The organism is Oceanobacillus sojae, from assembly GCF_900162665.1.
In the GTDB taxonomy this organism is placed as follows: domain Bacteria; phylum Bacillota; class Bacilli; order Bacillales; family Amphibacillaceae; genus Oceanobacillus; species Oceanobacillus sojae_A.
Map to the genome: position 1 here is coordinate 1,059,907 of NZ_LT727813.1, position 23,829 is coordinate 1,083,735.

Sequence of the window (23,829 nt, forward strand, 5' to 3'; positions counted from 1 at the left end):
GAGATCAGCTTTTTTCTAGAGATCAATTACAAAAAATAGTGATTCTCCACCGTTGGAAAACCACTATTTTTCATTTGAGATGAGTCTTTACTTCAGCCTCTCTTCATTTATTCCTAACTTACTTCTTCATTTGAAATTGGAAGTGACATTGGCCTTCCCGCAATACATATTGATCATGCACAACTTCAAAATTCTTATTATAGCCTTTCGCTACAGAAGGGTCGATAACCTGACAATACAAAATACCGTATTTCCCCATATCATCATCTGCCCATTGCTGACCAAACGGACAGTACGTAAAGGTTTGTTCCACCTCATTCTCTTTATACACCGTATCTACTTCAAATAATTCACTGCGGGCCATATCATAGTTTTTCAGATAATTATCAGAGTTATTTTCTAGACCATTCGAACGGGCACGCTGGGCAATACCCTCTCCGCGTTTTCTGCCGTAACGCTCTACAGCACGTCTAATAACATCTTCGCCCTCCTCCTCATATTTATCAACTACCTGTTTAGAAATTTGGGCAAACATTTTTGAGAAACGTGCAAAAGTTGTCAGGTCTGCATATTTTTCTTCTACCTCAACAACCTGTGGTAAATATTCATAAAAGGAATGGTTTTGTCCTTCTGCTGTTGCTTTCTTTGCCATTGTTTCTGCATCTTTCAATCCGAAAGCTTCCAGCCCTTGCTTTACAAGCTTCCGTCCTTCTTCTTCCCCATATGCTTCGGTTATTGAGAGATGAAGTTCAGTAAACATTTTCGCTGTAATAATATCCATCGACAAAGCTTTCATCATTAGCTTTTCTTCACTCATCCTATCAATCCCCCCTAAATTCATATTCATTTACTTGGTATTCGTTCTATTATAAAATAAAACAAACTATAAATCTAATGAATATTTTTATCTGTAACTATGAAAAAAACTAATAATAAGAGGTGTATTATGCCTACATTATCGCAATATCTCGCTTTTCATACGTTAATTGAAACGGGGAGCTTTACAGAAACCGGTCTGAAGCTGAACCTGACCCAATCATCGATAACGCATGCGATGAATAATTTAGAAGCAGAACTGGATATCCCTTTAATCATCCGGAATAGAAATAATATTATTTTAACAAGCAATGGAAAAATCGTCTACAAGCATATCTCGAAAATTCTGCAGGAACAACAGAAGCTTGAAAATACCGTAGCCAATTTAAAAAACCTGATCAGCGGAACAATAACAGTCGGCGTCCTTCCGAGCATTTCTTTAGTATTGCTCCCAAAGGTATTATCCTATTTTGAACAACAGTATCCGGATGTCACTATCCGTCTGATGGAGGGAGATTATGACCAAATTGAAAATTGGCTTCAGCACGGTGTGATAGATATTGGATTTATTGCGAAACCTGCTCCCGAGAATTTCGTATTCGATTTCATTTTTGATGATGAGCTTTTATGCATTATGGCAAAAAATCATCCTCTGGCTGATGAAGAGAATCTGACACTTCATCAATTAAAGAATGAACGCTGGATTATGCCGAAGCAGAATATTGATCGGGATGTGCTGCGTATCTTATCGGAGCACAAAATCAATCCGAATGTGGTATATGAATTATCGGTCGATCAAGTGATTTTGACTATGGTAAATGAAAACTTAGGCATTTCGATTGTTCCAAAATCCATTCTCCGCCATGCACCGGCAGATCTTGTTCAAAAGAATTTTTCAGAGCACTATGCACGGACAGTCGGGGTGGCCTATAAACGAAATACCTCCCCCTCTCCGGCAGCAATAAAATTTGTAGAAATATGTAAATCATTTGCATCCTATCTGTAAAACGGTGCATGCTGCAAAGTAAACAGCTGATGTTATTGTCTTTTATCTTAAAACTCAGCTTAAGTCCTGCTCCACCAGTATTTTTGAACCAGCATCTCTATTTGCGCTCACTTCTGGATAAATAATTATATTATTCTTCAAGTATCGAAAAAGAGGCCCTGACAGCCTCTTTTTCATTTCTCCAAACTATTCAATATTATCCGGAAAGACAGATTCATCTAAACCATGCGCATCTACTGCTTCCTGCACGCTGATTTCATTATCAATCAATCCGGCTTCATAGAATGTATCTGCCAGCTGCTGCTGATTCGCAATAACCTCTTCTGTCATCTTTTGAACACCAAAATGACGGCGCTTATTCGCAACCTCCAGCGGTTCAGGCTCTAACCCTAACTCGTCCGCTAATATTTCAGCTGCTTCTCTTTTTTCTTCATTTGCCCACCCGTCCATATTTTCTAGTTCCTCTAAAATGATGGTGAGCGCTTCCGGCTGTTCCTCGGCAAAATTATCTCTCGCTAAATAGAAAGTACGATTTTCTATTAAGTCTGTTCCGTCAAGAATCATATGTGTTTCATTTTGATCCTCTACGATCGCATAGAATGGATCCCAGATTCCAAAAACATCAAATTCATCGTTTGAAAATGCAATTAAACCTTCTGATGCGTCCTTATAAAACTTCATATCTACTTCATCCCAGCCGATACCAGCCTGCTTTAAGGATTCTAATAAAAGGTAGTGCTGATTCCCGCCATTAGTTACGCCGACTACCTTCCCTTTTAAATCCTCTAATGTTTCTATGTCAGAGCCTTCCCTCGCCAATAATGCAACGCCTTCTGGGTAAGGTGACTCGGAGGCCACATAATTAACATGATGCCCGCCGGATTGCATGAGAACACTATGTACATCAGATGAATGACCAAAATCAATATTATTTGTATTCAATGCTTCGATAAGCGGTGCGCCCATCGAAAATTCTCTCCATTCCACATTGTATCCGGCTTCATTTAGTGCTTCATCTAAGGTTCCGCGCGCTTTTAACAGATTCATTGTATTCCCTTTTTGATAACCTAACCGAATCGTCTCTCCATCTTCAGCCGCATCTGAAGCCGAATCATTGCCACAAGCTGCCGTTACAGCTGCTAAACTAAATAGAATAAGTGCAAAGAGTAATTTCTTCATTCTTTATCCCCCTATGATTTTATCCAGTATATTTTTTTCATAGCTTGTAAACTTTTCATCCCGTTCCCGCTGTCTCGGCAGATCTATCTGCTTATCCATTTGAATACCGCCCTCATTCAGTACAATAACACGATCCGCTAAGTGGACTGCCTCGGACACATCATGTGTCACCAAAATAGAAGTGAATTTTTGTTCCTGCCACAGTTCTTCAATTAAATGCTGCATCTCCATTCGTGTTAACGCATCCAGTGCTCCCAAGGGTTCATCAAATAATAAAACATCGGGTTTACTGGCTAACGCTCTCGCAAGGGCTACACGCTGCTTCTGTCCGCCGGATAATTCATCCGGCCAGGCATCTTTTTTACCGTCTAATCCTACTTTTTCTAATGCTTCTTCCGCTTCTTTCATGCCCACGCCGCCAATAGCGACATTCTTTAAAATGCTTTTCCAGGGGAGAAGACGGTCATCCTGGAACATAATACGTATATTTGACTTCTTTGCCTCTCCATCCGTATAAGCTAAGGAACCGCTTGTCACATTTTCCAATCCGGCAATCACTCTTAACAGCGTACTCTTCCCGCAGCCGCTTTTTCCGACTATTGCTGTGAAGCTCCCTTTGGATATGGATAAATTAATGTCTCGCAGAACCACGTTGTTACCAAAACTTTTCCCCACACTTTGTAACTCAATACCAAACATCTAACCCCTCCAAACTGTCCCTGTCAGTTAATTCTTCCGGTAAGCCGGGTTCCATTTCAGCAAGCGCTGTTCACAGAGTTTCGCAATAAAGTCGGATAGTTTTCCTAGAATCGCATAAAGCACAATCGTCAGCACCACAACATCCATCTGCATAAATTCACGGGCTGTTGTCGCCATATATCCTATTCCTCCTTGAGCACCAATGGTTTCCGCCACAATTAAAGAAATCCATGTTACTCCGAGTGCATAGCGAATCCCGACTAGAATATTTGGCATCGCACCAGGCAAAATGATGTTGGTGAACAATTGCCACTTCGACAAACCATATACTTTTCCCATCTCTATTAATTTACGATCTACATTTTTAATACCGCTAAACGTATTGATATAGATGGGAAACATGACCCCGACGGCAACAAGAAATATTTTAGCACCCTCTCCAATACCAAACCATAAAATTACTAGCGGAATAAGTGCCAAATGCGGAATAGTCCGTATCATTTGAATAGATGTATCCGTCAATTTTTCAAAAAATAGAACCGTCCCATTAAACAAACCGAGCAGAAAACCTATTGCACCGCCGATTGCAAAACCGATTACAGCACGCTTTGTACTAATGTACACATTCTCCTGAAGCTCTCCTGTTTGAAATAAGCGGATTCCCGCTTCAACAACTTCAAACGGCGTCGGCAGCATAGTGGATTTAATAAGATTAAGCTGGCCAAGCACCTGCCATAAAATCACAATAACAATCGGTAATAACCAAGGAAATATCTGGTTATTATACCATTGATTCTTTTTCACTGATCGTGCCCCCTTATATGTATCCTATTTTCTTCAACAAGCTTCCCCATCCCATATCTATTCTTCGCTGCCCCCTGTTTCATTTTTACTCATAAAAAAATGGAAACAGATTTTTCAAATCCAGTTAAAATCCTGAAAAATTAGAGTACATCCTTTCTATGTATGTAGACTTTAGAAACTATAAAATCTGTTTATGTAATGAATAACGACTCAATTATAACTTTACCTCTAGGAATTGTAAACATTAATTTTCCTTAGAAACAGCATTTATATTACTGTACCATATTTCAGGTAAGAAAACGTTAAAATTTTATGTAACAGATCTTTTTCAGCAGATAAAAGACAGTAAGATATACTTGATTTAAGACGAATTAAAAAATTTTTTGTTTATATAATTAAATTAGAAATCAACTCCTCACACTAGCCTTTCCAAAAAAAATAACCCCTGCCTAGGGGTTATACTTTCTTAAGTTCACTAATTTGTATAGCAGATTAAGTCAGCTGAGCAGCAATTTAAATAAACCGGTACAAAGCATTCTTGACTTCAAATTCTTCTTGAGTGCTTCCTCCTGAAAAATTGACGATAAAAGGTTTCTCTCCTCTTTGCTTCAATGTATCAGAAACAATCCCATCTCCAGCGGGCTCATAAAATATAATATCTCCACCCTCCAGTTTCAAACGATGCCCTGTTGCACATAAAGCTTCATCGGTAAAGGACTCCCCCTGCTCCAAATTCAAATAAGCTGCCCATTTTTCTAGTACAGATTTCGCATCCTTTACGGCAAATCCGACAGATGCCAACGAAAGAGCTCCCCTTTTATGAGCGGCAATCGTTCCTTGCTCTTTTAAGCCTTGCCTGCGTTCTTCGTCTGGTTCTTCCCATTCAATAAAGAAAGGCAATGCCAGCTTTTCTTCCGGGTTCCCGGCAAATAACAGCTTCCAGCTTATCATACTGCCGTCTGGTCTTTTTCTTCCCAATGGAACGGGACCAATCACCTCCAGACCAAGTGATTTTAATCGTTTTGCTTCCTTCTCAAGGTTGCGGGATCTTAATGCAATTCGCGATAAACCTGACACGTAATTATCTTTTTGAAATGTATACCCCAGGCTGTATTTTTCAGCAGGCTGATCAGCTAAATGCTGATCAAACACTCCAATCAGCTCGATATAGCTTAAATCAAAATAACAGAGTGCGTTATAGGTTCCGCCATTATCATGCTTTCCGCCATCAACAGCATGGAGGCCCAGCTTCTTCAACTCATCTCTGGTTTCTTCCGGACTATCAACAAAATGAACAAGGTGGTCAAACTGAAAATGCATTTGTCTTCCTCCTCTTTTACATTCCATTTTATACGAAACAGCTGATAAATTGAAATATCATTTAAGTGGAATTGAGATTCTTCATCATATACTTACTATATACTGTATTCCTCTCCCTATATCTATACCTCAGCATGATTCCCCATTGCAATGGACAGCCTGTTCCATGTATTAATTTGTGAAACCCTGATTTTAATTAGTTCTTTCAGCTTCCTGTCAATAGAGGTTTTCCGTACATATTTCTCAGCTTCCATAATCGTTTCCAGTGCAGCTGGGTCCACTTTAAAATAATTGATTCGATTATCCATTTTCATCATTCCCGCCGCTTTCACAATGCCTTTGTTAACCAGTTTCGCCATATCCATTCTCCTTTTTATAGATATTTGTAAATCCGCCTGTCTCCACGAAAAACCTTCTATCGTCATTTTGATTCCAAAGGAGCTGTGCTCGAACGATACCTCAATCAGCTGGCACAGGAATATCTGCGAAGGCTGGAAGCCGGGGAAAATATGGACATGGGGAAAGTAGCCAAAATTTTCATCGCATTTTGGCTAGAGCATATAGACTTTATTCGCCTGACCCGAAAAAATGATTTAGACAGCCTGCTGTTAAAAACATTTAATAAGCATTTACCATCTATCCACAGACTGACTAAAGACAAATTTTCCTACTCCATGAATGAAGAATATATGGAATTTGCTTTAGCCTTTAATGCAGGCGGAATGTAGAATATTCTGATGAAATGGATGGATAGTGACTTCGAACACTCTTATGATGATCTGATAAAAGCTTTTGAAGAAATTAGCCGATTTAACTTTTCCAGATAAAGAAAAGCAAAGAAAAAGTGAGCATTACTTCTTAATTAAGCGTCGCTCACTTTTTAGTTCAGCTATATCTGTCTATTTATCAGCAAGATTTTTAATTTCCTCTTTGCTCAGCTCTGTGATTTCTGCTATCTCATTGATTGGCATTCCTTTTGCAATCAATTTCAATGCTACTTCCTGATTCCGTTTTTGTATACCTTCTTTCCTGCCTTCTGCTATCCCTTCCTGCTTCCCTTCTTGTTTTCCTTCTTCCAATCCCTTCTCAAAATATGAATTCGGAAGATGAAGTACCATTTCTTTCTCCTCTTCCGGTAAGTTTTCAATTTCCTCCATCATTTGCGCTTCCTCCTCTTTATTTAGTTTCAAATAGGTCTCAAAAAATCCATACAGGAATTCCATTTTGGCCGGGTTAATTTTCATTCGGGTAATCATTCTTAGAAATTCTATCTTCACCTGAACTCGTTCGTGCTCTTCATAGCCCATCTGACTGAGTAATGCGGCTACGGCCGGGTTATCTGATTGAATATTTTCTCTCCAGTTTTTCTTTTTCAGGTGTAATTGTAAAAAGTTAAATTGAAGTACTTCTTGGGTGGGTGAATCGATTTTGAATTGGGTTGGTTCATCTTTTTTCCTATTATAACTCAAAACAGCGATGGGTTGAATCGGTTTGCGGTGTTTGGCGTAAAGATAGCTGAAGTAAAGAAACATTCTTTCGGGGAAATCCGCTTCACGGGTCGATTGGGCTTCAGTGTGGATATGCAGGATTTTGTCCTGGTGGTTTAACTTTACTTCCGCGAGAACGTCAATTTCTTTCTTGCGGCCATTGATGTAGTCCAAATACAATTCTTGTTCGAGGAAAATAACCTTGGAGAAATCAATGTGAGGGTGAAGATTGGGGAAAAACGCTTCGATGAATTCTTCAAAAAATTCTTGTATCAGCTTTTTCGTCAGCCGATCATGCTTCATGTAGTCTGCTTCTTCTTCTAGAATTACTGGTGTTATAAACAATAGAACACTTCCTTTCTGTATAATTATTTTAATATTACCAATATTTTTATAGAAAATCCACTATTAATTTTTTCTGACTGACTTATATATCTTTAAAAAAGTACAACTCCTCCCACTACAATTTGTAATGGAAGGAGTTGTTTAATTAAGTCTGTTAAGAGCGCTTTGATGCTTATTTGCTTTTATTCACAAATTCTAGTTTACTTCCTGTTCATCTAATTTCTTTTCGATTGCTGCAATTTTGCTGTCAAACGTACTTCGGTAGTATGAGCTGTTTACTTTGTACTCCAGGTTTTCAATATACTGCTCCATTTCTGCAAACTTGGAAAATGGTTTTTCTGGTGACTCTTCCACTACCCTGTTAATTTGATGATTTGCTTTGGCAATATTTTCACGCCCCATCAGTTCCATACGGCGCAGGTGCATATCTTTTAAGCGATGCTTCATTTCTTCGTATTTCTGCTCCAGGTTTTCAAGCTCGGTGATAGCTACTTCTCTGGATGCTTTCATACGATCTGCACGGTTTTGATACTCTTCATGCTCTTTTAAAGCAAATTCATGCATTTCTTCTTCCTGAGCACGATCTGCGATTTGAGCTTGATTTAAGCGTTTATCTGCAAGCTCCTGTGCTTTTATATACTCCCGTGCAAATTCTTCTTTTAATTTATATTGACGGTCAATCAGCTTTCTTACTTTCTCTTTTTCCTGTTCACTTTGGCGTAAATAATGATTAAGCGCCGCAATTGGATTTTTTTGCTCTTTTTTATCCATCATGGTGTGTAAATCCGTTGAAATCGAATCCTTTATTCGTGTGAAAATATTTGTTGTCATTATCAATCTCTCCTTTTTTATTTTATTATTTATTTAACTCTGCCCACTGTTTTTCAAAATTTGTAAATGGATCATCCTCTTCCTTTATTTCGTGGACAACAGAGCTTTCCGGTTTGTTCCAATTTTTATAAATTAGGTAAAGTGCATAAGCTGCTGCAACACCTAAAACGGCATAAATGTTTGAGAATGTGATGCTTAAAACGACTAAGCCGAGTATCACCCAGCCTGCTTTTGCAGCAGTGGAATCTGTGCTGATAAATTTTTTAAAGCAAACATATAGCAGCCATACGCTTAACGCCAGTAATATCATTGGTCCTAAATTTGCTAGAAGGACAAGCACCGCAATAAGTCCTCCGATAAACAACATGAATTTTTTCATTTTGTTTTTCCCCTTTCGTTATCTTACCTTTATCTTACCGGTTCTGGCTTTTTCCCGTAATGAGCTTGAGAAATATCTTTGTCTAAGTCTTAAGGTCTATTTGCATCTAAACCATTGTTAAAAGGGCTATTCAAAAAGAACAAAATATGAGAGGGAATTCAGAAACAAATATTGACTTTCAAATTTATTTCTTGTATCTTATTACTATTGATTACAAAATTCATATTCTATAAATATATAATTTCTTATCTAGAGAGGTGGAGGGACTGGCCCTTTGAAGCCTCGGCAGCGGACTATATTAGTACTGTGCCAATTCCAGTAGCATGAAAGCTTAGAGATAGGAAGAGAAAAATAATTTATTTCATTTTTACCTCTTCTTTTGATTTAAGAAGAGGTTTTTGTTTTGCTTTTATCAGGAAAGGGATGTTCGTGATGTATACAATGGATTTAACAGGCAAGGTGGCAATTGTAACTGGTGGAGCCAACGGAATTGGCAAGGCAATTGTGAAAGCACTTCTGGATTGCGGAGCAAAGGTTGCTGTAGCTGACAAAACAGAAGTGCCTGCAAATACAGCAGCTAATACTTTATATGTTTCCACAGATGTATCAAAGAGTGACCAGGTAGACAAAATGGTAAAGCATGTAAAAAATCATTTTGGCAGATTAGATATCTTAGTAAATAATGCCGGGATCTCTACAATGGATTATTTTGTGGATATAAAGGAAAGTGATTGGGATAAAACAATGGATGTCAATGCAAAAGGAGTCTATCTTTGTATGCAGGCAGCTGCTAATGTCCTTAAACAGCAGGGAGAAGGCGGAAAGATTATCAATATTTCTTCACAGGCCGGCAAGAACGGCTACCAGCTGATGGGAAGCTATGTTGCTTCAAAGCATGCTGTACTTGGTATGACAAAGGTTGCTGCTCTGGAATTGGCAAAGGATAAAATTAATGTGAATGCCGTCTGTCCAGGCATTGTTGAAACAGATATGAAACGGTCAGAAAGAGTAATTGGCGGAGAGCTTCGAAAAGTTAATGCAGAGGCTATTGAACTCGAGGATAATTCCCAGGTTCCTTTAGGAAGAACAGCTGTGCCGCAGGATATTGCGAATGTTGTTATCTTCCTGGCGTCTGCTTACTCGGACTACATGACAGGCCAAGGCATGAATGTTACCGGCGGGATGACGATGAACTAATTATTTTTCATTATTGTATATAAAGAAATGATCAGGAGGATTTTACAATGACAAATCAAGAAAATAAAGGAAGCTTAGCAGCGTTATTGCCTCTACTTATTTTTGTGCTTTTATTTATTGGCACGGGCACAATTACAGGGGACTTTTCCAATATGCCAATTAACGTTGCCATCATTATCGCGTCCGCTGTTGCGTTGGCAATGAATCGAAAAGAAAAGCTAACCGCTAAACTCGAAATATTCACCAAGGGTGCAGGACATCCCAATATTATGTTAATGGTTGTTATCTTTATTTTGGCAGGAGCATTTGCTCAAACCGCTTCAGAAATGGGAGCAGTTGAATCCACAGTTAATATGGGGCTGTCATTCATTCCAAGTAATTATTTGATGGTCGGCCTGTTTATTGTCGGCTGTTTTATCTCTCTTTCCATGGGGACGTCCATGGGAACGGTGGCTGCACTTGCCCCTATCGGCATCGGTATTGCTGAGCAGACAGGAATTCCCATCGCATTAGCGATGGGAACAGTCATAAGTGGTGCCATGTTCGGGGACAACCTGTCTATGATTTCAGATACAACTATTGCTGCCGTGCGCACACAGCATACAAAAATGAGCGATAAATTTAAGACAAACTTTTTTATCGTTTTACCAGGTGCAATGGTGACAGCTATTATTCTTTGGTTTCTTACACATGGAAACTCCGTCGAAACGCTTGGAGAATATCCTTATGAATTCATCCAGGTGTTGCCTTATCTTGTCGTTTTGGTCTGCGCTATTATAGGAATCCATGTCCTTATTGTTCTTTTCGGAGGAATTATTCTGGCTGGTATTATCGGACTGCTCAATGGTTCTTTTACTGGAACAGGACTGATTCAAGCCGTTTCTCAAGGTGTTTTAAACATGGAAGATATAGCATTAGTAGCTATCTTTATTGGCGGTATGATTGGTATTATTCAGCATAATGGCGGTATTCAGTGGCTGCTCAATGCTGTAACCAGCAGGATTAAAACAAAAAAAGGAGCAGAATTCGGTATTGCCGGGCTAGTAAGTACGGCGGATATTGCAACAGCAAACAATACCATTTCCATTATTATGACGGGACCATTGGCAAAAAATATTGCCGATGAATATAACGTTGATCCGCGAAAATCAGCCAGTCTGCTGGATATCTTTTCAGGCTGCTGGCAGGGTCTTGTTCCTTATGGCGGGCAAATGCTAGCAGCTGCCAGTCTTGCGGCTATTTCACCAGTCAGTATCATGCCATATGCCATTTATCCAATGACACTGGGGATTTGTGGTATAATTGCTATTTTAATTGGATTTCCCAAATTTAAAAAAAGCTAATACTAATAAAACAAGAAATTACATGTTAAAATAAAGAAAAAAGAAGGAGAGTATTAATTATGGTAAAAGCAATGAATGTAGAAAGTTTTAATCTGGATCATACAAAAGTGAAAGCACCTTATATCCGTTTGGCTGGAACAACAAAAGGGGCAAATGGAGATGTTATTTATAAGTATGACCTGCGTTTGAAGCAGCCGAATAAAGGACATATGGACATGCCTGCACTTCATTCACTGGAGCATCTAATGGCTGAATTAATTAGAAACCACCATGATACAGTAGTAGATTTTAGTCCAATGGGCTGCCAGACTGGATTCTATTTAACTATTTTAAACGATGACAACTATGATGCACTTCTGGAAACAGTAGAAAAAACACTAGAAGATGTACTGAAAGCAGAAGAGGTTCCCGCATGTAATGAAGTTCAATGCGGCTGGGCTGCAAGCCACAGTTTAGAAGGCGCCAAAGAATTGGCAAAAGAGCTGCTGGACCATAAAGATGAATGGCATAAGGTATTTGCAGAATAAAGTGAAGAAAATTGTAAAAAGAAATCCGGGGCAAGCTCCGGGTTTTTTCTTTTCCTTCAAAACATCTCACCCCCTCTCACTCCAACTCCAATCTTTATATAATAAAATTCAACTTCTTCAAATTGTATCTCTATTATTTCTTTAGATATCATTACCTGCTTCAAAGCAAATAAAAAACTCAACTATCTTTTTATATAAGATAGTTGACAATTACCTTTTAATCAACTATAGTATATTACAAGATAGTCAAGGAGGTACGACATGTCAGTATCTGATCAGATGATGAAGGGATTATTAGATGGAGCAATATTAGGTCTGATATCACAAGGCGAAACATATGGATATGAAATTTTAGAGAAGTTAAAAGAACGGGATTTCCCGGAAATCAGTGACGGAAGTATTTACCCTGTGCTTCTGCGTTTAAGTAAAAAAGGATATGTCCAAACCGAACTGAAAAAATCCGATACAGGCGGTCCGAAACGAAAGTACTACACCATCACTGCTAAAGGCTTGGAAGAGTTGGAAGTATTTCGAAATAAATGGTCCTATCTGAATAAAGGGATGAATAATTTGATGAGGAGTGTGGAGGATGCTAAGTAAAGAAGCGGAAAATTTTTTGCTGAATTTACGTCTGGAATTAATCAGCCGCGGAAAAAACGAAAAAGACATCCAGGAAATGGAAGAAGAGCTGAGAGATCATTTAACCGAGGCAGAAGCAAATGGGCAACGGATCGAAAGCATTACAGGAGGCTCAGTAAAAGACTATATCCGTTCTATCTCACAGGAGCTCCCACGGGAAAAAGGGTTAATTAAAAATGGAATTTTATTTATTATCTATATGCTCGGTGTATTTACGATCCCTAGGTTAATTAGTGGCGACTTCGAGTTAAATACAAGTGTTATTTTCTATAATCTTGGAATTTTAGCAATAGGAATATTAGGTACCTTACTTATTGTTAAAAATGTAGCGCGCAGATATGGAGATAGCAAAAAAGCCTATATTATTATAGGAAGTTTTTCCATGTTTTTCTTTCTTGCAATGGTTGGCGGACAGTTTATCATTCGCAACTATTCAGGGATTATTCTCGCAGAAAGTAATCCCTCTGTAAATCTTATTATCGGGGCTATACTTTTGAGTGTTTTCATAGTTGGCGCTCTTATCATGAAAAAATGGTTTTTTGCAGCCTTAATATTGTTAATCTCTTTACCTGAAATCATTGCTAAAATTGTAACTAACGGAAGCGGGCCGCAAAATGAATCCTATTTAATCATTTCCGGCATTGTACTTATTATTGTTAATATTATTGTAATAGGATTTTTAATATACTCATCTAAGAAAGAGGATAAAAAGACATCTAATTAAAGAAGATTTGGATAACGAATCGGCAGAGTAGCCAGAAATTAAATAGCGAGCACTGTTCCTTTGAATTAATAAAATATTTCGAGAAAGTTGGCGTAGTACGAAATAACGCCAACTTCACTTTATTTTTTGAATCGTTTCGCCAGACTTGGTGGTCTAATGAATACTCCCGCCACTTCATTTCTATTAAAATTTGAAGTGGGAGTTTCTGGGGTGTCGACTTTCAAGATGACGATTAACCTCCAGTGGGGTTGACACATTGGTGTGCTGAAAACACCCAACCCCGCTATCCCATTGGTCCTGCCTTTGGGACTACTTTTATTTTACCTTTAAAGATACCGGGCTTCGTAAAGCCTCGATATTGGAAAAGCTGTGACGAAACGCATCTTTAAAAATTTTTCGCATAATATTTGCAGCACCATTTACATCTGCATTGATGCGTTCTTTATTTTTCGAAAGGTAAAGCCCGCGTTTAATACGCTTCCCTGAAAATACAGCATTTTCATTCTTCTGACCATAAACCGGGATGTCATCGTTATCGAGAAAGCTTGCCTTCGACGTATAAGATTCTTCTGTCAACACCACGGTTATTCCCTGCTTCTCTGCTTTGTATGTGATCATTTGTGTAAGCAGAGTGTGCGGGAGGCTTGTAAAGGATTGGTTATTCCTTTTTCTCATAGCGGCGTGTTGCTTCCAATCTTTATTTTTCCCGATAATAATTGTATCAATATCCTCTTCCAAGGCTATTTTTACGATTTGAAAACTGGCTTTATGAAAGAGATCTTTGATTTGAAGAAATCGTTTTTGACTGATTTTCTCCAAACGGTTGGATGTAAAAGTACCTTCGTTGGCTTTTTTTCCTTGTCGAAGGATACCCGTGTAATAGGCCTTTAACTGATTATAGCGTTGATTGACGGATTTGACATTTTTGCCCTTCACTAAGACGGCTCTTTTGCCGGTATTCATGACGATGGTTGCAAGATTATCAATACCTAAATCAACAGCTAAAAAACGATTTTTTGATTCTTTCTTCTCTGCTTCTATAGGAATCTGAAAAACTAACTCTACAACATAATGTCTATACTTTGGGACCACCCGAACCTGCTTGAGTTTCCCTTCTGAATAACCTAATTTCCCAATGTTCAGACATAATTTTGTTTTAGGAAACTTCAAGAATTTGTTACCTTTTACCACACAATCCTGGTTGGAAAAGACGACTTCTTTTTCTTTTAACCGACAATATGACGGTATGTTAGGCCGTGCTTTGAACTTTATGGGGTTCTTTTTATACGCACGCAAACTGCCATAAAAGGCTTTCCAGTTTTGAAAAACTGTTCTCATGATGCCTTGACTTGATTGGATCGGCAGGGAGATGAAGCAACTTTTATATGTTTTATACTGCAAGGGTATCAAAATGCCAGTTGACGAATTCGAAAATCACTTTTGAATCCGTGATTTTAAAACGCTTCGGTATATACATAGCCGCCTTCCTTTATGAATATATCTACAATATTTTCGTCATAATATAATCTGTCTGCTCATCATCCCCCATGTAAAAGGAATGTGATCCGGTCTGCACAAAACCGTTCTTTCCGTAAAAGGCAAGTGCCTGCCTATTATATTCCCAAACACCCAGCCATACCTTCTGCTTCTTTTTATCCTTCGCTATTGTGATTGCCCGATTCATCAAAAATTTCCCCAGCCCTTTTCGCTGAAAGCCGCTTCGAATATAAATCCGTTCTATTTCAAGCGAATCCGCGTCCATTTCCTCCGATTGGGCATCGTCCGTATTCACTTTCATATATCCGGCCAGCTGATCATTATAATAGATGAAAAAGAACTCCGAATTATTATGCTTCATTTCCTTTTGAAGCTTACCCAATGTATATGCATTTTCCAAATAAGCTTGCATATTCTCCGGCGTATTCTGCGCTTGAAATGTATCCACGAATGTTTCCACGCTGATTTCTTGAAGAGCCTGCAAATCATTTTGGCTGCAAGCTTCTATCTTTATTGTCATGTTTCTGTCTTCCCTTCGTTTCAATTAATACTTTCGCTTGTTTCCTTTCTTCACAAACTCCCAGTCCACCTCAATATTTTTCCGGACCTTTTCGAGTAAATGAACCAGCTTTTCCGCCTCTTTTTCTGTCAGCCCTTCTAAAGCTACCTGATTGGAGTAATCATTTTCCTTTTTAATCATCGGATAGATCCGTTCTCCTTTTTCCGTTGGTAGCAGCCTCTTTATCTTTCTGTTATCTGCATCCGCTGTTTTTTGAATAAAATTGTTTTCCTCCAGCTTTTTGATAGCGCGTGCCGCTGTAGTTCGGTCTACTTTGATCATTTCTGCAAGCTTTTCCTGAATAATACCCGGGTTTTCACAGATACGGACCAGATATAAATATTGGCCCTTGGTAAGGTCATATTCTTTAAATTCGATATTACTGATAGAGTCAAGCGCTCTCGCAATCATTCCAATTTCACGCAGGATTTCTGCCACATTTTCACCCCCGGCTCTTTGTTATATATAAATTTTAATTGATTTTTGTTGTATTCACAACAAAAATCAAACAAAATAAATGTTATTGTAAAAACAACTATATAAAACGCTTACATTCCCATGTTACAATAAAACAGATGTGGAAAATTAAAACTTTTCTGACATACATTGTTCATATAGGAGGATAGAAATGTTCCGATTAATGAAAACCATTTTTCTGGTTGAACGAAAGAATTTAAAGTTCAGGTCGATTATTCTTATTTTAATTCTCTTCATCATTGGTTCTTTCGTTTACTTGGAAAACAGTCAATTTAGAGAACTCGAACCTGGGACTGCTGCTGAAGTTGTTGCATTGAACTCAGCTTTAGACCAGTTCAGAAACGTCGATGCTACCGATTCTGATGTTGCATCACCGCTATATCGGAATCTGATCAGCCAATCAAGTCATCTGGCTAACAGAACGCTGGGGTTATTGATGGACGACCAAGACACATACATAAAAGGAGCCATTGAGCTCACAAAAGTACGGGATGAGGTCTATACTATGGACGGCTTTGAGGATGTTGCCCAGTTTATCCCTACATACCGGCAAAATCAGCTGGATCATGCACTTTTTACAGAAATTCACAATCAGGAAGAAAGACTGCTTGTACATAATTTTAACTTTCCAACGTACATTATTCTGTTTCTATTTGCATTAGGCTACGGCTGGTACTTATTAGTTGGCATCTTCTCATCTGATATCCTGTTGGATGAGACGAATCATAAATCTCTTGTTAATGGTTATCCTCTCTCCATTGCTTCTAAACTATTTGCAAAGCTGTTAAGCTATTTTCTTTTTGTTTTTATCTGTTTAGTTTTGACCTTCACCATTGCTATCACTTCAGCTGCTGTATTTTACAATTTTGATTTAAATTATCCTGTAGCCTTATTTAACGGGAATTATCTGGCAATACCCGTCTGGCAGTACATAGGTATCTCCTTTCTTTATTTATCATGCCTATCACTCATGGCAATCGCCATCTCTATTCTGTTAAATTACTGCTTTAAAAATCTGTATATGATTATCTTTGTACACTTTTTTGTCTTTTTTATTGTATACCTGCTTCCAGTTTTGGGAGAATGGATGAGCTTTTTGCCTTTTAATTATTTTAATTTCCAAACTGTCGCTGACGGAAGTGTTTCAGAAATGACAGGTAATACAGCAATCACATTAACCAATGGATTTCTCACAATACTCCTCAGCCTTCTCATTATATTTCTCTTCATTTATTGGCAGTTTCATCGGAGTCAAACGAAATATAGCCGATTGAAGGATGATAAAGGAGGGATCTCATGATTGGGTATATTCGCTGGGAGCTGAAAGTATTTTTCAGCAATCGGAAAAATATCATATTATTTATCTTATTATTACTGGCAAGTCTCTACTACGCACTTTATCTGGCACCAGATTATCAGCCGATTGAATCCGTTAATAAAAATGAAATCGAAGCAAGATATGAAGACCGGCAAGAATTCCTGGATAATGTGGAAATTCGGGAGGGGTCTCATCCAATGACCGTATTCTCGTACCAAGTTTTTCCCGAATGGAATGAATATGACGGCACACGTCTAGACGCCTTAGCTGCAGGAGACTTACACACATACGCTGAAGCAACATCTCATTGGTATTCCTATTCAGACGACATCATTTTTGCATCCGGCCGGGACTTCTTCTTACGTTATACTACAGGCTACTATACGTACGGAAATAATTTTTCACATTCAGATGGGCATTACGCCTATCTATCATCCGCTGAGAGATACGGAAAATATGCAAACGCATCCTATGATTTAAGCATCCAGGTTTTTGAAGAACGTACAGCACTGCAAACACTTCAGAGACTTTTAACTTCCAGTCTTCCCTATATTCTGCTAATTGTTTGTCTGTTTTTAAGTAATGATATTGTGATGAAGGACAGGCATCATCTGAGTATAGTAAATGGATTTCCGCTGACGCCCTTTAAGCGGCTGATGCTGAAAGGATTGGTGGCCTTATTAGGCAGTTTAACATCGCTTATCGTTTTAGCTCCTGCGTTTCTGGTTATCGGTTTTCGGGAAGGATTTGGGACGCTGTCTCTCCCGGTTGTGAGATACCATTTTGAATTCTTAAACTTAGGAACATATGAAAGCATGTCCATGGGCTTATTTTTAGTTCAGAGCTTTGTCATGATTTTACTGTGGTTCACGATCATTATCAGCCTTGTATTATTGATGAGTATTGTCTTAAAAAATGAGTTTATTAATCTGACCATCGGTATCATCTTATTTATTGAAGCAACTTATTATCAAAGAGGGGCAATTATTGATAACTGGCTGAGCTATCTGCCGACCTCTTATGTACAAATAGGGAATATCGTCAGCGGGTATAGACAGTATATCCTGGCTATTGATTCCGTAACCATGATAAAAGGACAGCTCGTGTTTCTTGCTGCAGCTCTGCTTATTATTTTACTTATCTGGTTGGTAAGCAGAATTAAAAGGTTGGAAATTTAATGAGAAAGCTGGGAGGTATACAATGATTCAATTAAATAATATTGTCGTACAATTTGGAGATAAAAAGGTATTGAATGGGATAACCGCTTCCTTTCAGCCCGGTGAAATCATAGGGCTGGTTGCACCTAATGGAACCGGGAAATCGACACTTCTTAATGTGTTAATGAATTACGTTACACCGGGAAAGGGAGAGGTGACCTTCAAAGAAAGCTACCGATATATTAATAAGAAAAAAGAAGCATATATCCGGTCACTGATTACCATGATGCCTGATCAAAGTGATTTATACAGCCACCTGAATGGCGTTGATCATTTAAATATTTACCGACAGATGTGGCATCGCTCCTCCATTGATCCAGACCAGGTCATACAGAGGTTAAACATGCCTCATTACATTAAAGATAAAACCTATCAATATTCCTTAGGTATGCGGCAGAGGCTGTGTTTTGCCATGCAGATTGTGGCTAACACAAATTATATGCTAATGGATGAGGTAATGAATGGGCTTGATCCTGATAATGTAGAGCTTATTTCCAAGCTGCTGGAGGAAAAAAAGAAAGAAGGAAAAATTATTATTATTGCCTCTCACCTTTTAGAAAACCTTGAAAAATATGCAGATCGCATTCTTTTTCTAAAGGAGGGAGAATTTATCTATACAAGAGATTACCGGGAAAAGGCTCCAGATGATACTGTATTTCTGAAGTTCAGTTCAAGGGAAAACGAGAAGGTCATAGAAGAGATAAAGGCTTTCATACCGGATTTGGATTATAAAGAGCTTGCGAACGAGCGCGTGATTATGGATGTTCATCAATTTTCAGAGGAGCAGAATTTACAGCTTCAAGAGCATTTGAAAAATAATGTGCAGATTAAAATGGAAATTGGTCCGCTAGATCTTTTGGACCGTTACAGCTTGTATTATAGCAGTTAGATATGAGCGGATAGCCTAATGCCTTATCACCTAGTTCATGATGCGGCATTAGGTTTGTATTTATATAGAATCCTGTTATCAGCTTATATAAATATCCGTTATACATAAGAATTTCATCAGAAGGAGGAATATGATATGTTTAAAATTGGAAGTATTTTCATCCCGGTAACTAATATTGAAAAATCTGCAGCCTGGTATGAGAAATATCTTGGAGCAAAGAAAATTGACAGCTGGGAGGATGGAGCCGGGTTTTATTTACCTATTGGTTCGTCTCAATTAGCCTTGGTAAAAGTAGAAACCGTTCAGCCAACTGAATTTAATATGAAGAGAAATCAAAAGAATTCTTATTACAATTTTGTTGTTGATGATATCGAAACAGCACATCGGCACTTTAAAGATAATGGTGTAGCAGCTACCTCAATTGATGCTTTTGGCGAAATGAAATTCTTTGACTTTTTTGATTTAGATGGAAATCCTTTGAGTGTGGTGAATGAGGTGGCAGGATCGTCTTTCCATTCAGATAATGTCAGGAAAATGCAGGAGTTAAATCTATTATTTTAACTGACGATTCGGATAACAGCTTATCTGGAGATTATCTGATTAAGGATTTAAAAGAGTTAGTGAATTTTATATAGTTGTATTTTTAAGATTTAATATAAAAAATACAGCATCCCACAAGTTTACTTAACTTATGGGATGCCATAATCAACGCTACCCATTGCAATCAATACATTATTTTTTTAATGAGGATAAGAAAACATCTTGCGCTGCTTTTACCCCTGCACCGCTCTCAAATTGATAGGAAAAGTCCTGCAAGCCTGCTTCAATCAGAGAAACTGCTTGAAGTATGTCGCTTGGGAAACAATATCCCATATGCCCAAATCTAAAAACTTTGCCTTGAAGCTGTCCAAGACCACCGGCAAAATCAAGATGATATTTTTTCTTTAAGTGTGTTAAAAAGTCGGAAAGATCTAATCCCTTGGGGGCGCAGATTGTTGTTAATGTTGGTGAGGCATGCTCATCACTTGTTAACAAGGCAATGGAAAGAGCTCTCATTGCTTCGCGGACCATATTTTTCATGACTTCATGACGCTCTACCGTTTTTGAAAATCCGCCCTCTTCTTCAATTAAATCACATACAGCAGATAATCCCATAATTAAGGAAATGGCCGGTGTATTCGGCGTCATTGATTTTTCGTCCCACTCACGGTAGCTTAACAGGTTTAGATAATAGACAGTTGTATCATTCTTCTCTATAACCTTCCAGGCCCTTTCACTGACAGCTACAAAGGCAAGACCCGGCGGAAGCATAATTGCTTTTTGGGAGCCTGTTACTAAAATATCGATGCCCCACTGGTCCATCTCTGCTGGAGCGCCTCCGATACAGCTTACTCCATCCACAATAAATAAAGCATCTGAGTTCTCATGTACTGCCTCTGCCAATTGACCCACCGGATTTAAGACACCTGTAGAAGTTTCATTATAGGTTGCAAAAACAGATTTGATACCGGATAAGGGCTTTAAAAAGTCCGCAAGCTCTTCTTTTGTACAAGCTTCGCCCCAGTTTTTCTCGAGTTTATGAACATGCAGACCATGTTTCTCACAGATCGAAACAAAATAGTTCCCAAAAGCACCTATTGTAACAACGACTACTTCATCACCAGCGGAAGCAGTATTAGCTACAGCTGCTTCTAATGCCGCCGTCCCGCCCGAAGGAAGAAGCATAATATTCTGCTTTGTTCCAAATATGGGTTTAATACGCTCTGTTGTTTCCCGGTACAATTTCATAAATTCCTCTGAACGATGGCTGATCATATCTTGCGCCATCGCCAATTCCACTTTTTTAGGAATTGGAGTCGGTCCAGGATGTCTAAGAATATTTTGATACATAACTTTTCCCCTCTCCACCATGTCATTAATGTTTTGCATATTTAAGTAAATTCCCAATTATATGAATCTGTAATAAAAATATTATCATTGTTTCATTGTAAAGTATAGTTTGTGATTTCAGCTTATTTATGAATCCAGTGTTAAAATTTAAATTCTTATGGATGTGAAATAGAAAAGAAGAATCTCAAATACTAGTATTAGAGATTCTTCTTTTTTATTGTTATTTTGTTTGGAGCATGAGTATGCGTCTTCTTTCGCGCAATAAATTCATTATAGAGTAAAGCTGCAGCCAGTTGCGCTGCGGTAAAGGCTTCGGAAAATATCTGCTTTAATTATACAATATATACACGCCTTGAACAAAAGCGATTATTAAAGTGGATCATTGTTACTTTTGTTTTCATCTCTACTGGAGAATTAAAAGAACATTCCCTTGCCTTTCATTACTTTAATATCCTAAAGTGGAAAACCAAGAGAATGATGACTTTCGTTATTTATCCTCAAACTCCTTCACATCAGCTCCCAGCGAGCCTTCAAAATGCCCGAGGGCCCAATCATGCCCAGCCTGATTAAACGAAGCGACTGCATCTTTGTACACAACAATGCGAAATCCCTTATTATAGGCATCCACAGCGGTATGAAGCACACAAATATCGGTACATACGCCAACCAGATGCACTTCTTCAATATTTCTTTCCCGCAATTTTATTTCTAAATCTGTTCCGGCAAACGCTGAATATCTCGTTTTATCCATGTAATATACGTTTTCTTTATTCTTGTTTATTTCATATGTTTCCTGCAGCCTGCCATATAAATCTCTTCCGCTGGTTCCCCGGATATTATGAGGCGGAAACAGCTTTGATTCAGGATGATAGGGATTGTTTTTATCGTGAACGTCAACGGCGAAAACCGTGTAATCACCATCCCTGATAAATTGCTCCGTTAACGAAACCATGGTATTTTCCAGATCCTGTCCGGGCTTACCACATGTTAAGGCGCCGTCCTCTGCCACAAAATCAACTGTATAATCAATATTTATCAATGCTTTTTTCATGGGTTATTCCTCATTTCTTATAGAGATTTATTGTTTACAGCGATAGAACGCAATTTACTTATCTATGCTTCAGACAAGGTTTCAATACAAATCGTAATGGCTCTCTTCAAATCATCATGACTCCAGCTTGGTATCTTCCCATGCTCAATCGCAAGCTCATGAGATGCCGGGATATGGATAAAACCAGCAGGAAGATCGAGATTATTCTTTTTCGTATAATACAATGCTTGATACATCACATGATTACACAGGTAAGTCCCCGCAGTGTTGGAAATTTCCGCCGGAAGTCCTTGTGCTTTCAGATTTTGGACCATCCTGCTGATTGGTAATGTAGAGAACATTCCATCTGCCCCGACTTCCCAGATGACTTCATTATCCGGCTTATGTCCCTGGTTATCCTTTGGTCCATCGTTTACATTAACAGCAATGCGTTCCGGATTAATTTTGAATCTGCCGCCGGCAAGCCCAAGCGAAATAATCGTATCCGGTTTTGTCTCGTCAATTAACTGCAGAAGCTGTTTTCCTGCCTTATGGAAATCTACAGATAGTACATGGGAAGTAACTGTATAATCTCCAATTGTTGCACCATTTAACTCTTCTGTGATTTTCATTGTTGGATTAATAGAGAAATCAAGAAAAGGTTCAAATCCTGTTAATAATAGCTTCTTAGTCATATGCTGCACCTGCCCTTTTTTATTTTAGTATAGCATAGTGTGCACTTTGTTTATCCACGTGTAGTCGTCAAATACATAACCTGAATACTTTATCTTGACAGTTAACGATATATCGTTTATTATTTTCAATAACGATATATCGTTAACTTCGGAGTAAAAAATAATAATTAGGAGGAATCTATTATGTTTAAACAGGATGAACATCCTTTTTTCCAAAAACAGGCTCATTTTAATCACCACCATGCTTTCACAGGAGATAACACATTTCACAAAGAATTCTTAAGCCGGAATAAATTCGGAATGGGTAATGAACATTTTGAAAGAAGAGGCGGCCCACATTTCTTCGCAGGGCATGATGGCAGAGGCGGAGGCCGTGGCGGCGAACGTTTTTTCAAACGCGGAGATATTAAGATGGTTCTACTAAAAATATTGCAAAAGCAGCCAAGGCACGGCTATGACATTATCAAGGTTTTAGAAGAAAAGTTTAAGGGATTTTACTCACCCAGCCCAGGCTCCGTTTATCCTACCCTGCAAATGCTGGAGGATCAGGATCTTGTGGAGGCCGTTAAAGAAGGCAGAAAAAAGGTATATCATATTACCGAAGAAGGCGCTGCCTATTTAGACCAGCACCAAAAGGAAGATCCCTTTGTTTCACGAATGAATCAATTTGAAAATGTAAATATCGAGGAAATGCAAAACTTACGATCTGAAATGCAGGGGTTATTCCATGATTTTTTTAAAACAGGCCGCCAAGTTATGGATAATCCAGAGAAGAAAAAGCAGCTGCAGGAGCTGCTTGAAAAAACAAGGGAAGAGCTTTTAAATATTGCTGAGGGTGATGAGAATAAATCAAATGGTGAATAAGCATTTTCATCACCAAAGACGGACCGTTAAAGCAGGCGATCCGTCTTTGGTTTTATAATGTATAAATTTTATTAATGCTGTTTTTCTTTAAATAGAA

Annotated in this window: 26 protein-coding genes, 1 pseudogene and 1 riboswitch; of the genes and pseudogenes, 12 read left to right on the forward strand and 15 right to left on the reverse strand. The window is 38.4% G+C overall.

What is annotated here, in order from left to right:
- Positions 1 to 118: 118 nt before the first annotated feature.
- On the reverse strand, positions 119 to 817 hold the full coding sequence (locus BN1068_RS22630) for an L-2-amino-thiazoline-4-carboxylic acid hydrolase (protein ID WP_077605041.1): 699 nt from the start codon (positions 815 to 817) through the stop codon (positions 119 to 121).
- Between the two features lie 129 nt (positions 818 to 946).
- Between BN1068_RS22630 and BN1068_RS22635 the strand changes: the two genes are divergently transcribed.
- Complete coding sequence (locus tag BN1068_RS22635) at positions 947 to 1,822, forward strand: LysR family transcriptional regulator (RefSeq protein ID WP_077605042.1); 876 nt, start codon at positions 947 to 949, stop codon at positions 1,820 to 1,822.
- Positions 1,823 to 2,008: 186 nt separating this feature from the next.
- Here BN1068_RS22635 and BN1068_RS22640 read toward each other — a convergent pair whose 3' ends face one another.
- The 5 genes from BN1068_RS22640 to BN1068_RS22660 form a co-directional block, all read right to left on the reverse strand.
- A complete protein-coding gene (locus tag BN1068_RS22640) occupies positions 2,009 to 3,001 on the reverse strand; it encodes an aliphatic sulfonate ABC transporter substrate-binding protein (RefSeq protein WP_077605043.1) in 993 nt (330 codons plus the stop codon).
- Between the two features lie 3 nt (positions 3,002 to 3,004).
- Positions 3,005 to 3,700, reverse strand: coding sequence for an ABC transporter ATP-binding protein (locus BN1068_RS22645; protein ID WP_077605044.1), 696 nt, complete (start codon positions 3,698 to 3,700; stop codon positions 3,005 to 3,007).
- 27 nt (positions 3,701 to 3,727) lie between these two features.
- The gene (locus BN1068_RS22650) at positions 3,728 to 4,504 is read right to left on the reverse strand and encodes an ABC transporter permease subunit (protein ID WP_217697345.1); all 777 of its coding nucleotides are present in this window, start codon (positions 4,502 to 4,504) and stop codon (positions 3,728 to 3,730) included.
- A gap of 513 nt (positions 4,505 to 5,017) precedes the next feature.
- On the reverse strand, positions 5,018 to 5,824 hold the full coding sequence (locus tag BN1068_RS22655) for a VOC family protein (protein ID WP_077605045.1): 807 nt from the start codon (positions 5,822 to 5,824) through the stop codon (positions 5,018 to 5,020).
- Positions 5,825 to 5,946: 122 nt separating this feature from the next.
- The gene (locus BN1068_RS22660; RefSeq protein WP_084788519.1) at positions 5,947 to 6,183 is read right to left on the reverse strand and encodes a carboxymuconolactone decarboxylase family protein; all 237 of its coding nucleotides are present in this window, start codon (positions 6,181 to 6,183) and stop codon (positions 5,947 to 5,949) included.
- An 84-nt stretch (positions 6,184 to 6,267) separates the two neighbouring features.
- On the opposite strand from BN1068_RS22660, the gene BN1068_RS22665 reads away from it, so the two are divergent.
- On the forward strand, positions 6,268 to 6,552 hold the full coding sequence (locus tag BN1068_RS22665; protein WP_077605046.1) for a hypothetical protein: 285 nt from the start codon (positions 6,268 to 6,270) through the stop codon (positions 6,550 to 6,552).
- A 171-nt stretch (positions 6,553 to 6,723) separates the two neighbouring features.
- Here BN1068_RS22665 and BN1068_RS22670 read toward each other — a convergent pair whose 3' ends face one another.
- The 3 genes from BN1068_RS22670 to BN1068_RS22680 all read right to left on the reverse strand — a co-directional run bounded on the left by BN1068_RS22670 (position 6,724) and on the right by BN1068_RS22680 (position 8,866).
- The gene (locus BN1068_RS22670) at positions 6,724 to 7,656 is read right to left on the reverse strand and encodes an Rpn family recombination-promoting nuclease/putative transposase (RefSeq protein ID WP_254846861.1); all 933 of its coding nucleotides are present in this window, start codon (positions 7,654 to 7,656) and stop codon (positions 6,724 to 6,726) included.
- 195 nt (positions 7,657 to 7,851) lie between these two features.
- Positions 7,852 to 8,487 carry a PspA/IM30 family protein gene (locus tag BN1068_RS22675; protein ID WP_077605047.1) on the reverse strand — a complete coding sequence of 212 codons (636 nt, stop codon included), beginning with the start codon at positions 8,485 to 8,487 and terminating at the stop codon, positions 7,852 to 7,854.
- A 25-nt stretch (positions 8,488 to 8,512) separates the two neighbouring features.
- Positions 8,513 to 8,866 carry a lmo0954 family membrane protein gene (locus BN1068_RS22680; RefSeq protein WP_077605048.1) on the reverse strand — a complete coding sequence of 118 codons (354 nt, stop codon included), beginning with the start codon at positions 8,864 to 8,866 and terminating at the stop codon, positions 8,513 to 8,515.
- Between the two features lie 242 nt (positions 8,867 to 9,108).
- Positions 9,109 to 9,210, forward strand: a riboswitch (SAM riboswitch).
- Between the two features lie 88 nt (positions 9,211 to 9,298).
- Between BN1068_RS22680 and BN1068_RS22685 the strand changes: the two genes are divergently transcribed.
- The 5 genes from BN1068_RS22685 (at position 9,299) to BN1068_RS22705 (ending at position 13,296) form a co-directional block, all read left to right on the forward strand.
- The gene (locus tag BN1068_RS22685; protein WP_077605049.1) at positions 9,299 to 10,063 is read left to right on the forward strand and encodes an SDR family NAD(P)-dependent oxidoreductase; all 765 of its coding nucleotides are present in this window, start codon (positions 9,299 to 9,301) and stop codon (positions 10,061 to 10,063) included.
- Between the two features lie 47 nt (positions 10,064 to 10,110).
- The gene (locus BN1068_RS22690) at positions 10,111 to 11,406 is read left to right on the forward strand and encodes a Na+/H+ antiporter NhaC family protein (protein WP_077605050.1); all 1,296 of its coding nucleotides are present in this window, start codon (positions 10,111 to 10,113) and stop codon (positions 11,404 to 11,406) included.
- Between the two features lie 59 nt (positions 11,407 to 11,465).
- Positions 11,466 to 11,933, forward strand: coding sequence for an S-ribosylhomocysteine lyase (locus BN1068_RS22695; RefSeq protein WP_077605051.1), 468 nt, complete (start codon positions 11,466 to 11,468; stop codon positions 11,931 to 11,933).
- A gap of 261 nt (positions 11,934 to 12,194) precedes the next feature.
- Positions 12,195 to 12,533 (forward strand): PadR family transcriptional regulator, encoded by a 339-nt coding sequence (locus tag BN1068_RS22700; protein ID WP_077605052.1) that lies wholly within the window; start codon positions 12,195 to 12,197, stop codon positions 12,531 to 12,533.
- Positions 12,523 to 13,296: a hypothetical protein gene (locus BN1068_RS22705; protein ID WP_077605053.1), complete on the forward strand. Its 774-nt coding sequence runs from the start codon at positions 12,523 to 12,525 to the stop codon at positions 13,294 to 13,296. The genes BN1068_RS22700 and BN1068_RS22705 overlap by 11 nt, the downstream gene beginning before the upstream one ends.
- A 315-nt stretch (positions 13,297 to 13,611) precedes the next feature.
- On the opposite strand, the pseudogene BN1068_RS22710 reads toward BN1068_RS22705, so the two are convergent.
- The 3 genes and pseudogenes from BN1068_RS22710 to BN1068_RS22720 all read right to left on the reverse strand — a co-directional run.
- Positions 13,612 to 14,664 (reverse strand): annotated as a pseudogene (locus tag BN1068_RS22710) (RNA-guided endonuclease InsQ/TnpB family protein); the annotation flags it as partial.
- 133 nt (positions 14,665 to 14,797) lie between these two features.
- A complete protein-coding gene (locus BN1068_RS22715; RefSeq protein ID WP_077605054.1) occupies positions 14,798 to 15,313 on the reverse strand; it encodes a spermidine/spermine N(1)-acetyltransferase in 516 nt (171 codons plus the stop codon).
- Positions 15,314 to 15,337: 24 nt separating this feature from the next.
- Positions 15,338 to 15,790 (reverse strand): MarR family winged helix-turn-helix transcriptional regulator, encoded by a 453-nt coding sequence (locus BN1068_RS22720; protein WP_077605055.1) that lies wholly within the window; start codon positions 15,788 to 15,790, stop codon positions 15,338 to 15,340.
- Positions 15,791 to 15,980: 190 nt separating this feature from the next.
- Here BN1068_RS22720 and BN1068_RS22725 point away from each other — a divergent pair, with 190 nt between their 5' ends.
- From BN1068_RS22725 to BN1068_RS22740, 4 genes are all read left to right on the forward strand, one after another.
- On the forward strand, positions 15,981 to 17,129 hold the full coding sequence (locus tag BN1068_RS22725; RefSeq protein WP_077605056.1) for a hypothetical protein: 1,149 nt from the start codon (positions 15,981 to 15,983) through the stop codon (positions 17,127 to 17,129).
- Positions 17,126 to 18,325, forward strand: a complete 1,200-nt coding sequence (locus BN1068_RS22730; RefSeq protein WP_077605057.1) for a hypothetical protein — start codon at positions 17,126 to 17,128, stop codon at positions 18,323 to 18,325. The genes BN1068_RS22725 and BN1068_RS22730 overlap by 4 nt, the downstream gene beginning before the upstream one ends.
- A 22-nt stretch (positions 18,326 to 18,347) precedes the next feature.
- On the forward strand, positions 18,348 to 19,253 hold the full coding sequence (locus tag BN1068_RS22735) for an ATP-binding cassette domain-containing protein (protein WP_077605058.1): 906 nt from the start codon (positions 18,348 to 18,350) through the stop codon (positions 19,251 to 19,253).
- A gap of 135 nt (positions 19,254 to 19,388) precedes the next feature.
- Complete coding sequence (locus tag BN1068_RS22740) at positions 19,389 to 19,814, forward strand: VOC family protein (RefSeq protein ID WP_077605059.1); 426 nt, start codon at positions 19,389 to 19,391, stop codon at positions 19,812 to 19,814.
- Positions 19,815 to 19,985: 171 nt separating this feature from the next.
- On the opposite strand, the gene BN1068_RS22745 is transcribed toward BN1068_RS22740, so the two are convergent.
- From BN1068_RS22745 to BN1068_RS22755, 3 genes are all read right to left on the reverse strand, one after another.
- Complete coding sequence (locus BN1068_RS22745) at positions 19,986 to 21,143, reverse strand: pyridoxal-phosphate-dependent aminotransferase family protein (protein WP_077605060.1); 1,158 nt, start codon at positions 21,141 to 21,143, stop codon at positions 19,986 to 19,988.
- Between the two features lie 487 nt (positions 21,144 to 21,630).
- Positions 21,631 to 22,194 (reverse strand): cysteine hydrolase family protein, encoded by a 564-nt coding sequence (locus tag BN1068_RS22750; protein WP_077605061.1) that lies wholly within the window; start codon positions 22,192 to 22,194, stop codon positions 21,631 to 21,633.
- A 62-nt stretch (positions 22,195 to 22,256) separates the two neighbouring features.
- Positions 22,257 to 22,868 carry a pyroglutamyl-peptidase I gene (locus BN1068_RS22755; protein ID WP_077605062.1) on the reverse strand — a complete coding sequence of 204 codons (612 nt, stop codon included), beginning with the start codon at positions 22,866 to 22,868 and terminating at the stop codon, positions 22,257 to 22,259.
- A gap of 183 nt (positions 22,869 to 23,051) precedes the next feature.
- Between BN1068_RS22755 and BN1068_RS22760 the strand changes: the two genes are divergently transcribed.
- On the forward strand, positions 23,052 to 23,732 hold the full coding sequence (locus BN1068_RS22760; RefSeq protein ID WP_139344911.1) for a PadR family transcriptional regulator: 681 nt from the start codon (positions 23,052 to 23,054) through the stop codon (positions 23,730 to 23,732).
- The last annotated feature ends 97 nt before the right edge of the window (positions 23,733 to 23,829 follow it).